Origin of the sequence: Nonomuraea rhodomycinica (assembly GCF_013363995.1) — a bacterium.
Classification (GTDB): Bacteria; Actinomycetota; Actinomycetes; order Streptosporangiales; family Streptosporangiaceae; genus Nonomuraea; species Nonomuraea rhodomycinica.
Genome location: NZ_JABWGO010000001.1, coordinates 1,609,485 through 1,620,931, shown reverse-complemented (window position 1 = coordinate 1,620,931; position 11,447 = coordinate 1,609,485). Strand labels below are relative to the sequence as shown.

At 74.9% G+C, this 11,447-nt stretch carries 12 protein-coding genes; 11 read left to right on the top strand and 1 reads right to left on the bottom strand.

What is annotated here, in order from left to right; translation table 11 throughout:
- Window positions 1-15 precede the first annotated feature (15 nt).
- Both HT134_RS07475 and HT134_RS07470 read left to right on the top strand, forming a co-directional pair.
- Window positions 16-612 (top strand): molybdopterin-dependent oxidoreductase, encoded by a 597-nt coding sequence (locus HT134_RS07475; RefSeq protein ID WP_312888017.1) that lies wholly within the window; start codon window positions 16-18, stop codon window positions 610-612.
- 102 nt (window positions 613-714) lie between these two features.
- Complete coding sequence (locus HT134_RS07470; protein ID WP_175599427.1) at window positions 715-1,449, top strand: LytR/AlgR family response regulator transcription factor; 735 nt, start codon at window positions 715-717, stop codon at window positions 1,447-1,449.
- A gap of 937 nt (window positions 1,450-2,386) precedes the next feature.
- Here HT134_RS07470 and HT134_RS07465 read toward each other — a convergent pair.
- Complete coding sequence (locus tag HT134_RS07465) at window positions 2,387-3,229, bottom strand: deoxyribonuclease IV (protein WP_175599426.1); 843 nt, start codon at window positions 3,227-3,229, stop codon at window positions 2,387-2,389.
- Window positions 3,230-3,375: 146 nt separating this feature from the next.
- Between HT134_RS07465 and uraD the strand changes: the two genes are divergently transcribed.
- The 9 genes from uraD to alc all read left to right on the top strand — a co-directional run bounded on the left by uraD (window position 3,376) and on the right by alc (window position 11,441).
- Window positions 3,376-3,885 (top strand): 2-oxo-4-hydroxy-4-carboxy-5-ureidoimidazoline decarboxylase, encoded by a 510-nt coding sequence (uraD, locus tag HT134_RS07460; RefSeq protein WP_175599425.1) that lies wholly within the window; start codon window positions 3,376-3,378, stop codon window positions 3,883-3,885.
- A 25-nt stretch (window positions 3,886-3,910) separates the two neighbouring features.
- A complete protein-coding gene (gene uraH / locus HT134_RS07455; RefSeq protein WP_175599424.1) occupies window positions 3,911-4,210 on the top strand; it encodes a hydroxyisourate hydrolase in 300 nt (99 codons plus the stop codon).
- Entirely contained in the window at window positions 4,211-5,077 is an 867-nt protein-coding gene (gene pucL, locus HT134_RS07450) for a factor-independent urate hydroxylase (protein WP_175599423.1), read from the top strand.
- Window positions 5,078-5,079: 2 nt separating this feature from the next.
- Window positions 5,080-5,940, top strand: a complete 861-nt coding sequence (locus HT134_RS07445) for an FAD binding domain-containing protein (RefSeq protein WP_175599422.1) — start codon at window positions 5,080-5,082, stop codon at window positions 5,938-5,940.
- Entirely contained in the window at window positions 5,940-6,437 is a 498-nt protein-coding gene (locus HT134_RS07440; RefSeq protein ID WP_175599421.1) for a (2Fe-2S)-binding protein, read from the top strand. The genes HT134_RS07445 and HT134_RS07440 overlap by 1 nt, the downstream gene beginning before the upstream one ends.
- Entirely contained in the window at window positions 6,434-7,810 is a 1,377-nt protein-coding gene (locus HT134_RS07435) for an 8-oxoguanine deaminase (protein ID WP_175599420.1), read from the top strand. Before HT134_RS07440 ends, HT134_RS07435 begins: the two co-directional genes overlap by 4 nt.
- Before the next feature lie 135 nt (window positions 7,811-7,945).
- Window positions 7,946-9,121, top strand: coding sequence for a glycerate kinase (locus tag HT134_RS07430; protein ID WP_312888016.1), 1,176 nt, complete (start codon window positions 7,946-7,948; stop codon window positions 9,119-9,121).
- 49 nt (window positions 9,122-9,170) lie between these two features.
- On the top strand, window positions 9,171-10,475 hold the full coding sequence (gene allB / locus HT134_RS07425) for an allantoinase AllB (RefSeq protein WP_175599419.1): 1,305 nt from the start codon (window positions 9,171-9,173) through the stop codon (window positions 10,473-10,475).
- Window positions 10,476-11,441 (top strand): allantoicase, encoded by a 966-nt coding sequence (gene alc / locus HT134_RS07420; RefSeq protein ID WP_175599418.1) that lies wholly within the window; start codon window positions 10,476-10,478, stop codon window positions 11,439-11,441.
- The last annotated feature ends 6 nt before the right edge of the window (window positions 11,442-11,447 follow it).

Here is an 11,447-nt window from a genome sequence, read left to right as displayed (position 1 = left end):
GCGAGGGGAGTGCCCGTGGAGCAGTCGCGCCTGCCGCCAGGCCAGTACGTCCCGCGCGGCCGGCCCGTGATCCACTACGGCAGGGTGCCCGCGTTCAAGCCGGACAGCTGGGACTTCCGCGTCTACGGCGCCACCGCCTCCGGCGAGGAGCACTGCCTCACCTGGCCCGAGTTCGAGCGGCTGCCCCGCACGAGCGTGCTCGCCGACTTCCACTGCGTCACCAAGTGGTCGATCATGGGCAACGAGTGGTGCGGCGTGAGCCCGGCCGCCATCATCGCGGCCGCGCCGCCCGACCCCGGCGTGCGGCACGTGATGATCTGGGCCGAGTACGGCTACGGCGCCAACATCCGGATGTCCGACTTCACCGCCGCCGGCACGCTGTTCGCGATGGAGCTCGACGGCAAGCCGCTCAGCGCCGAGCGCGGCTTCCCGGTCCGGCTCGTCGTGCCCCACCTGTACGCGTGGAAGAGCGTGAAGTGGGTCCGGGCGGTGGAGTACCTGTTAGAGGATCGGCGCGGCTTCTGGGAGGAGCGCGGCTACCACAACGTGGCCGACCCCTGGCGGGAGCAGCGCTACTCCTATCAGGAGGAGCCGGGCGAAGGGCCCCCGTAACCCTCAAGGATCAGGCCGCAATATGGCTCATTGTGACCAGATCTTTACTCTGGGTTTGCGTATCGCTTGTGACCTTGGCGTTCTTGCGTCAGCGTAGATGGCATGCTGCGTCTCCTGGCCGTTGACGACGAACTGCCCGCACTGGAGGAGCTGGCATACCTGCTCCGCCAGGACGTCCGGGTCGAGCACGTGCTGACCGCGTCCGACGGCGTCGCCGCCCTCCAGGACATGGTCCAGATGATCGGGGCGGGCGAGCGGCTCGACGGGGTGTTCCTCGACATCGAGATGCCGGGCCTGAGCGGGCTCGACCTGGCCCGCCTGGTCGGCGGCTTCCCGAGCCCGCCCAAGCTCGTCTTCGTCACCGCCCACGAGCGGTGCGCGGTGCAGGCGTTCGAGCTGGAGGCCGTCGACTACCTGCTCAAGCCGGTGCGTGCCGAACGCCTGTCGGAGGCCGTCCGCCGGCTCCAGGCGGCGGCCATCCCCGTGGTGGACCCGGGCCACGACGACGTGATCCCGGTCGAGCTGGGCGGCATCACCCGGTTCGTGCCCCAGCAGGCGATCTGGTTCGCCGAGGCCAAGGGCGACTACGTGCGGCTGCACACCGTGGACGGCAGCTATCTCGTCCGCATGTCGCTGGCCGCGCTGGAGCGGCGCTGGGCCGAGGCCGGGTTCATCCGGGTCCACCGCAGCACGCTCGTGTCGTCGCGGCACGTGAGCGAGATGCGCTTCGAGGGCGGCCGGGTGACGTTGACCGTGGGCACCGAGACCCTGAAGGTCAGCCGCCGCCACAGCCGGCAGGTGCGCGAGCAGCTCGTCCACCAGCACCGGGGCGGCTAGGCCCCTCCGGCTGGCCGCGGGCCGCGGGCGCATGAGGGGCGCGCCCGAGTCCGGGGGTGCGGACGGTCCGGCGTGGTCTCGCCCGGGTGGGCGGGGTGCGGGATGCGGTCTCGCCCGGGCGGGCGGGGGTGCGCGGCGTGCTCTTGCCCGGGAAGGGCGGGGGCGTGCGGCGTGCTCTTGCCCTGGAAGGGCGGGGGCGTGCGGCGTGCCGGGGCTGGGCGGGGCGCGTGGGACGTGCCCGCGCCCGGGAAGGGCGGCGTGGGGTCGCGCTCGGTGGGCGCGGGGGTGTGCGCGGCGTGCTCGCGTACGTGGCGGGCGGGTGTGAACGGCGCGGGCCGCGCACCGGCGCGTGCGCCCCCCGCCGCCCGCCCATGCCCACCATCGCGCCATGGTTTTCCCTGGTCAAGGCCCGGTCGTCCGCCGGGCCCCCGCCGTGCCCGCGGGTCAGCGTCCCGCTCGGGTGCCGTTCACGCCCCTCGCGCCGGAGCGCGAGCCCCTTGGATGACCGTTCGTCGCACCGCAACGACCGCTCGTCCGACCGACACGCTCCGTATGGCGATGACTACAGACCGTTCATCGAGGCATGCGAAAACCGGGTGTCGGCCGGAAGATCGCGACCGTAGTGTTTCGCCATCGGACAACGCCCCGGCGCATCGGGGGACGAGCCGGGGGGCTCACCGCACGCCTGATGCGCCGGATTCACCGGTGACCGTCCAGGTCACCACGGCCGCCGGGCCCTTGCCGGGGGGTAGGGCCCGTCCGCCGGCCACGTGTAGGGGCGCCCGCCAGGGGGCCGCGGGCCTCTGGCCGCGATCCGCCAATCGGGGGCGCTGGATCGCGCTAGCGGGCGCCCCACACGAGCCTTTCCCGGACGACCGGCGACGCCGACCGGCCGCTCAAAGAAGCAGCCGCCACAGAGGCATCCGCCCCGGCAGGATCAGCCGCCGTCGCGCAGGCTCTTCAGCAGCTCGATGTCGGCCCGGTGCTTGTCGGCCTTGCCCGGGGTCTCGATGCAGATCGGCACGCCGGCCACCGCCGGATGGCGCATCAGCGCGGCGAACGGCGCGCTGCCGATCAGCCCGGCCCCGATGTTCTCGTGGCGGTCCTTCTTGGAGCCGCACGCGTCCTTGGAGTCGTTGGCGTGGATCAGCTTCAGCCGCCCCTCGGCCAGCTTGTGCAGCACGTCGAACGTCTCCCGCAGCTCCTCCTCGCTCGTCAGGTCATGGCCGGCGGCGAAGGCGTGGCAGGTGTCGAGGCAGATCCCGGCCCGCGGGTGCCAGTCGAGCGCCGCGAGGTACGGCTCGACGTCCTGGACCGTGGCGCACAGCATCGCGCCCTGCCCGGCCATCGGCTCCAGCAGCACGTCCGGCCCGCCGTCGGGGATCTCCTCCAGCAGCGGCAGCAGGTGCTCGTGGAGCTGGCGCATGGCGTCGTCGCGCGACTGCGACACCGCCGAGCCGGTGTGGACCACGACCCCCTTGGCCCCGATCTCCGCGCCGCGCCGCAACGTGTGGCGCAGGACCGCGACCGAGTTGGCGAGCGTGTCGGGGTTGGGCGAGCCGAAGTTCACGAGGTACGGCACGTGGACGAAGGTCTCGACGCCGGACTCGGCGAGCTTGGCGTCCTCCTCGGGCCTGCCCTCGGCGAGGGCCCAGCCGCGCGGATTGGTGACGAACACCTGGATCATCTCGGCGCCGATCTCGGCCATGTAGGCGAGGCCGCCCTTGGCCAGGCCGCCGGTGACGAAGACGTGTGCGCCGATGAGAGAGCGTGAGGTCATGGTGGACCCAGTTTAGGCGCGACGGCCGACCGTTCCCGACGCGTACGCGCCTTGGAGCATGCCACGAAAAGACCTGGCCAACGGGTCGCGCGGTTCGGAGTTCTCGGGGATGGACCGGGAATGACGGGCATGTGTGTACTGCTGGCATGCCCGAAACGCTCACCGCGCTGGCCCGGTTCGACGCGGCGCCGGAGGCCGAGGCGCGGCGGCTGCTGCTGTCCTGCTGCGCGTCCCGCGCGTTCGCCGCGGCCGTCGCCGCGGGCCGCCCGTACGAGGACCCGGAACGGCTCCTGGACGCGGCCGGAACCGCCGTGCGCGGGCTGGACTGGCCGGACGTGCTGGAGGCGCTGGCGGCCCACCCGCGCATCGGCGAGCGCCCCGCGGGCGCGGGCCGGGAGGCCGCCTGGTCGCGCCAGGAGCAGGCCGGGGTGGAGGAGGAGACACGGCGGGAGCTCGCCGAGGGCAACCGCGCCTACGAGGACCGCTTCGGCCACGTCTACCTGGTCTGCGCCGCCGGCCTGACCGGCGCCGAGCTGCTGGCCGGGCTGCGCGGCCGGCTGGGCAACGAGCCCGCGGCCGAGCGGGACGTCGTCCGCGGCGAGCTCGCCGCGATCACCCGCCTGCGGATTCGCAAGCTGCTCGGGGAGACCCCGTGAACCCCTTCCTGGAGGAGACGACCCGATGAGCTTCTCCACGCACGTCCTCGACGCGGTCACCGGCCGGCCCGCCGCCGGGCTGCTCGTCCGGCTGGAGCACGACGGCCAGGTGCTGGGCGAGGGCCGCACCGACGGCGACGGCCGCCTCAAGGGCTGGACCCCCAGGACCGGCGTCAACCGCGTCGTCTTCGACACCGGCGGCTACCTGGCCGACACCTTCTACCCGGAGGTCGTCGTCGCCTTCACCGTCACCGACCCCTCGGCGCACCACCACGTGCCGCTGCTGCTCAGCCCGTACGCGTACTCCACCTACCGAGGGAGCTAGATGGCGATCATCCTGGGGTCCAACCGTTACGGCAAGGCGGAGACCAGGCTCGTCCGCGTCACCAGGGACGGCGACACCCACCACCTCAAGGACCTCGACGTCAGCACCTCCCTGTCGGGCGACATGGAGGCCGTCCACCTGACCGGCGACAACAGCGCGGTGCTGCCCACCGACACGCAGAAGAACACCGTGTACGCCTTCGCCAGGAAGCACGGGGTGGACCAGATCGAGGACTTCGCGCTGCTGCTGGCCCGGCACTTCACCACCTCCCAGCCGGCCGTCCACCACGCCCGGGTGGAGATCGAGGAGTACGCCTGGGACCGGGTCCCCGTCACCGGGCACTCGTTCACGCGCCGGGGCGGCGAGGTGCGCACCTGCGTCGTCCACCACGACCGCGACGGCCGCGTCAGCGTCGTGTCGGGGTTGAAGGACCTCGTCCTGCTCAACACGACGGGCTCGGAGTTCCGCGGCTACGCGGTCGACGAGTACACGACGCTGCCGCCGACCACCGACCGCGTGCTGGCCACCGCCGTCCACGCCCGCTGGCGGCACGCCGGCGACACCCCCTCCTACGGCGACTCGTACGTCCGCGTGCGCGATCGCCTGGTGGCGGCGTTCGCCGGCACGCACAGCCGCTCGCTCCAGCAGACCCTGTACGCGATGGGGGAGCGGGCCCTGGCGGAGTGCCCCGAGATCTGCGAGGTGCGGCTGGTGCTGCCGAACCGGCACCACGTCGCCGTGGACCTGTCGCCGTTCGGCCTCGACAACGACAACGTGGTCTTCAACGCCGCCGACCGCCCCTACGGCCTCATCGAGGGCGCCGTGCTGCGGGACGACGCGCCCGACCCCGGATTCGCCTGGGAGTAGCGATGGACTTCTTGCGCCCCACGACGTGGCAGGAGGCGCTGGCCGCCAAGGCCGACCGGCCCGGCGCCCTGCCCCTGCAGGGCGGCACCGACGTGATGGTCGAGATCAACTTCGACGTGCGCAGGCCCGAGGCGCTGCTGGACCTGACCGGGGTGGCGGAGCTGCGGGAGTGGTCCGTGGCGGGCGGCGTGTGCCGGCTCGGCGCGGGTGTGACGTACGCGACCGTGATCGACGAGCTGGGCGGCGCGCTGCCGGGGCTGGCGCAGGCGGCGCGGACCGTCGGCTCGCCGCAGATCCGCAACCGCGGCACGGTCGGCGGCAACCTGGGCGCGGCCTCGCCCGCGGGCGACAGCCACCCGCCGCTCCTGGCCGCCGGCGCCGCCGTCGAGGTCGAGTCGCGCGGGCGGGGGGTCAGGACGATCCCGGCGCACGCCTTCTACCTGGGCGTCAAGCGGCCCGCGCTGGAGCCGGACGAGCTGATCCGGGCCGTGCGCGTCCCGGTGGCCGCCGGTCCGCAGTACTTCTCCAAGGTCGGCACCCGCAACGCCATGGTCATCGCGGTCTGCTCGTTCGCGCTGGCGCTGCACCCGGCCGAGCGGCGGGTGGGCACCGGCATCGGCTCGGCCGCGCCCACGCCGCTGCGGGCGCTGGAGGCCGAGGACTTCCTGAGCCGCGAGCTCGACTGGGACGCCGCCCTGGACGCCGGGCTGCTGCGGCGGTTCGGGGAGCTGTGCGCGGCCGCCGCCGCGCCGATCGACGACGTGCGCGGCACCGCCGCCTACCGCAGGCACGCCGTCGCCGTGATGGCCCGCCGCACGCTGACCTGGGCCTGGGACGACCACCGGGGAAGGAGGGCCGCCTGATGCGCGTCACGTTCACCGTCAACGGCCGCGAGGAGAGCGCCGACGACGTCTGGGAGGGCGAGAGCCTGCTGTACGTGCTGCGCGAGCGGCTCGGCCTGCCCGGCTCCAAGAACGCCTGCGAGCAGGGCGAGTGCGGCTCCTGCACGGTCTACCTCGACGGCACGCCGGTCTGCGCCTGCCTGGTCGCCGCCGGACAGGTCCAGGGCCGCCGCGTGCGCACCGTCGAGGGCCTGGCCGAGGGCGGGCGGCTGGACCCGGTCCAGGAGGCGTTCATGGAGTGCGGGGCCGTCCAGTGCGGCTTCTGCACGCCCGGGCTGCTCGTGCAGGCCCACGACCTGCTGAGCCGCGTCGCGCGGCCCTCCGACGCGGAGATCCGCGAGGCGCTGGCGGGCAACCTGTGCCGCTGCACCGGCTACGAGAAGATCCTCGACGCCGTGCGCCTCGCGGCGCGACGCAGGGCGGCGGCGGGGCAGGCGCGGGGAGAGGCGGGCGCGTGAGCGGGCTGCTCATCGAGAACGCCTGCGTCGCGCCCGTCGCCGGGCCCGAGATCCGCTCGGGGTACGTCCTGGTGGACGACGACCGGATCGCCGCCGTCGGCCCCATGAGCGAGGTCCCCGAGGCGCCCGGCGCGACCCGGGTCGACGGCTCCGGCTGCCTGGCCACGCCCGGGCTGGTCAACACGCACCACCACCTGTACCAGTGGGCCTCGCAGGGGCTCGCCCAGGACGCGACGCTGTTCGAGTGGCTGGTGACGCTCTATCCCGTGTGGGCGGCCATGGACGCCGAGGTGGTCCACGGCGCCGCCACGGCCGGGCTCGGGCACCTGGCCCTGTCGGGCTGCACGACCTCCAGCGACCACCACTACCTCTTCCCCCGGGGCCGCGGCGACCTGCTGGCCGCCGAGATCGAGGCGGCCCGCGCGGTCGGGCTGCGCTTCCACCCGTCGCGCGGCTCCATGGACCGCGGCCGGTCACGGGGCGGGCTGCCGCCCGACGACGTGGTCGAGCCGCTGGACGCCATCCTCGAGGCCACCGCCGAGGCCGTGGACCTCTACCACGACCCGTCGTTCTCCTCGAAGCTGCGCGTCGCGGTCGCGCCGTGCTCGCCGTTCTCCGTCAGCTCCGACCTCATGACCGCCGCGGCGGAGCTGGCCAGGTCCAAGGGGGTGCGCCTGCACACCCACCTGGCCGAGACGCTGGACGAGGAGGAGCTGTGCCTGAAGCAGACGGGCGTGCGGCCGGTGGAGTACATGGAGGAGCTCGGCTGGCTCGGCGACGACGTGTGGGTGGCGCACGCCGTGCACCTGAACGACGCCGACATCGGCCGGCTCGCCGCGACCGGCACCGGCACCGCGCACTGCCCGTCGTCCAACGGGCGGCTCGGCGCGGGCGTCGCCCGGGTGTCGGAGATGCTGCGGCGCGGCGCGAACGTCGGCCTCGGCGTGGACGGCAGCGCCTCCGCCGAGCTGACCGGGCTGGCCGGCGAGATGCGGCAGGCGCTGCTGTTCCAGCGCGCGGTCAACGGGCCCGCGGCGCTGACCGCCCGCCAGGCGCTGGAGCTGGCCACGCTCGGCGGGGCCCGCAACCTCGGCCGCGAACGCGAGCTCGGCACGCTGGAGCCGGGCAAGCTGGCCGACATCGCGCTGTGGCGGGTGGACGGGCCGTTCGCCACGGCGGTGGACGACCCGGTGTGCGCGCTCGTGCTGGCCTCCGCGCAGCCGCCGCTGGCCCGCCTGCTCGTGGGCGGGGAGACCGTCGTGGCGGACGGCGAGCTGAGGACCGTCCCCCAGGACGCCGCCGGGCAGGCGGGGGCGCGGGCGCGGCGGCGCCTGAGGCGGCTGGCGCGGGAGCGCGGGGCGGACCTCGCGTAGCGCCGCGACGTGATGGGCAGGCGCGGGGGCGCGACAGGGGAGGTGTGATGATGAGTCCCACGCCGGCACGCCGCGCCCGCCCGCGGGACGCGGCATGGTGGCCGGGCAACGTTCGTCGTCGCGTGGGAGTTCGCAGTGGTTGAGCACGTGCTTGTCGCGCCGGACAAGTTCAAGGGGTCGCTGACGGCCGCGGAGGTGGCCGCCAGGGTGGCGGCGGGGCTGGGCGTACCGGCGGTGGAGCTGCCGGTGGCCGACGGCGGCGACGGCACGGTCGACGCGGTCGTGGCCTGCGGCTTCACCCGGGTCACGCTGGAGGTGACCGGACCCACCGGCCTGCCCGTGCGGGCCTCCTACGCCTGGCACCCCACCGGCACCCCCTCCGGATCGCCGGACCAGGGCCGCCCGACCGCCGTGGTCGAGCTGGCCGAGGCGTCCGGGCTGCGCCGCCTGCCCGGCGGGCCCGAGCCGCTCACCGCCACCAGCCACGGCACCGGCGAGCTCATCGCCGACGCCGTCGCCCGCGGCGCCCGGCGCGTCGTGCTCGGCCTGGGCGGCAGCGCGTCCACCGACGGGGGAGCCGGCATGGCGCGGGCCCTCGGCGCGCGCTTCCTCGACGCGGACGGCAAGGAGCTGGAGCCCGGCGGGGCCGCGCTCACCGCCCTCGACCGCATCGACATCAGCGGCTTCACCGACATCTCGGGCATCGAGTTCGTGGTGGCGAGCGACGTGGACAACCCGCTGCTCGGCCCCCACGGCGCCGCCGCCGTCTACGCGCCGCAGAAGGGCGCCAACCCGGCCGAGGTCAAGCTGCTGGAGGCCGCCCTGACCAGGCTGGCCGCCGTGGCCACCCGCACGCACGGGCTCGTCGGCGCGGTCGAGCACGACGGCACGCCGCGCCCCATGGGCGTCGCGGGCGCGCCCGGCGCCGGCGCGGCGGGCGGCGTGGGCTTCGCCGCCCTCGCCTTCCTGGGCGCGGAGATCCGCCCGGGGATCGACTACCTGCTCGACCTGCTCGGCTTCGGCGAGCAGGTGCGCGGCGCGCGGCTGGTGATCACGGGGGAGGGGTCGCTGGACGGCCAGTCACTGCGGGGCAAGGCCCCGATCGGGGTCGCCCAGGCGGCGGCCAAGGCGGGTGTCCCCGTGGTCGCGGTGTGCGGGCGGCGCGCGCTCTCCGACGACGAGCTGCGGGCGGCGGGCATCGAGGCCGCGTACGCGCTGACCGACCTGGAGCCCGACCCGGAGCGCTGCATGGCCGACGCCGGCGCCCTCCTGGAGCGACTGGCGGCCCGCCTGGCCGCCGACCGCCTCTGAGACACGACGTAAGGACGGGCGCCGGCCCGTGCTGAGGAAGGGAGCGGCCATGTTCGACCTGGTGGTGCGGTCGCGGCGGGTGGTGACGCCCGAGGGCGAGCGGCCCGCCGCCGTGGCCGTGCGCGACGGGCGGATCGCGGCCCTGCACCCCTACGAGGCGCCCCTGGAGACCGCCGAGGACGTCGACCTGCGCGCCCTGCCCCTCCTGCCGGGCCTGGTCGACACCCACGTCCACGTCAACGAGCCCGGCCGCGCCCACTGGGAGGGGTTCGCGTCGGCGACCCGCGCGGCGGCGGCCGGGGGCGTCACCACGATCGTGGACATGCCGCTCAACTCCGTCCCGCCCACCGTCACCCCCGACGCCCTGGACGCCAAGCTGCGCGCCGCCGAGGGCCGCTGCCACGTGGACACCGCGTTCTGGGGCGGCGCCGTGCCCGGCAACGTGGAGCACCTGCGGCCGCTGCACGAGCGCGGCGTGCGCGGCTTCAAGTGCTTCCTGTCGCCCTCCGGGGTGGAGGAGTTCCCGCCGCTGCGCCCGGACGAGGCGCGCCGGGCGATGACGGAGATCGCCGGGTTCGGCGGGCTCCTGGTGGTGCACGCCGAGGACCCGGCGCTGCTGGCCGAACCGGCCGGGCCCACGTACCGGGAGTTCCTGGAGTCGCGGCCCGGCGCGGCCGAGCGCAGCGCCGTCGAGCTGGTGATCCGGCTGGCCGAGGAGACCGGCGCCAGGGTGCACGTCCTGCACGTCTCCAGCGCCGCCTGCCTCGGACCGCTGGAGGAGGCCCGCGCCAGGGGCGTGCCGGTCACCGCCGAGACGTGCCCCCACTACCTCACGCTGGCGGCCGAGCAGGTGCCGGAGGGCGACACGAGCTACAAGTGCTGCCCGCCGATCCGCGACGGGGCCAACCGCGACCGCCTCTGGGAGGGCCTGGCGCGCGGCGTCCTCGACTGCGTCGTCTCCGACCACTCGCCGTCCACCGCCGACCTCAAGGTGCCCGACTTCGCCGCCGCCTGGGGCGGCGTCGCCTCGCTCCAGCTCGGGCTGCCCGCCGTGTGGACGGAGGCGTCACGCAGGGGGTACGGGCTGACGGACGTGGCCCGCTGGATGTCCGCCCGCCCCGCCGCGATCGCCGGCATCCCGCGCAAGGGCGCCGTCGAGCCCGGGAACGACGCCGACCTGGTGGCCTTCGACCCGGACGCCGCCAACCCGGTGGACGCCCGCGCCCTCCACCACCGCAACCCCGTCACCCCGTACCACGGCCGCACCCTGAGGGGCGCGGTGCTCACCACCTGGCTCCGCGGCCGGCCCGCCGACGGCGAGCCGCACGGGGTCTTCCTGCTGGGAGACAAGTAGATGGCGCCCGAACGGCCGTCCGCCGGCTTCACCACGCTGCCCGACCTGGCGCTGCGCACACTGGGCGGCTCGGTCGTCGCCGCCAGCGACGAGTCCTTCGCCGAGAAGGAGAGCCTCATCAGGCCCGGCCGGCCCGCGTTCCGGCCCCAGACGTTCGGCGACAAGGGCCAGGTGTACGACGGCTGGGAGACGCGGCGGCGGCGCGGGCCGGGGCACGACTGGGCGATCGTCCGGCTCGGCCTGCCCGGCGCCGTGCGCGGCGTGGTCATCGACACGGCCTGGTTCACCGGCAACCACCCCACCCACGCGTCGGTCGAGGCGGCGGCCGTCGACGGCCACCCGTCGCCCGCCGAGCTGCTCGACGCCCGCTGGACCGAGATCGTGCCCAAGGTCGCCCTGCGCGGCGACGCCGAGCACCCCGTGGAGGTCGCCGGCGACGTCCGTTACACGCACGTACGGCTGAACATGTACCCCGACGGCGGCATCGCCCGGCTGCGGGTCCACGGCGAGGCGCGCCCCGACCTGTCGGTGTACGACGGGCTGAGCCTCGACCTGGCCGCGCTGCACAACGGCGGCCTGGTCACCGCCTGCTCCAACGCCTACTACTCCTCGCCCCTCAACGTCATCGCCCCCGGACTGGCCCGCCACCAGGCGGAGGGATGGGAGACCGCCCGCCGCCGCGAGGAGGGCAACGAGTGGCTGGTCATCCGGCTGGCCGGGCGGGGCGTCGTCCGGCTCGCCGAGATCGACACCACGAACCTCATCCACAACGCCCCCGCCGCCGTGACCCTCACCGGCCTCGACGGCGACCGCGAGGTCGAGCTGCTGCCCCGGACGCGGCTGCAGCCCGACACCCCGCACCGCTTCCGCCTCGCCCACGTCGACCCCGTCACGCACGTACGGGTCGACATCCACCCCGACGGAGGGCTGGCCCGCGTGCGGCTGCACGGCCACCTCACGGGCTGACCCGCG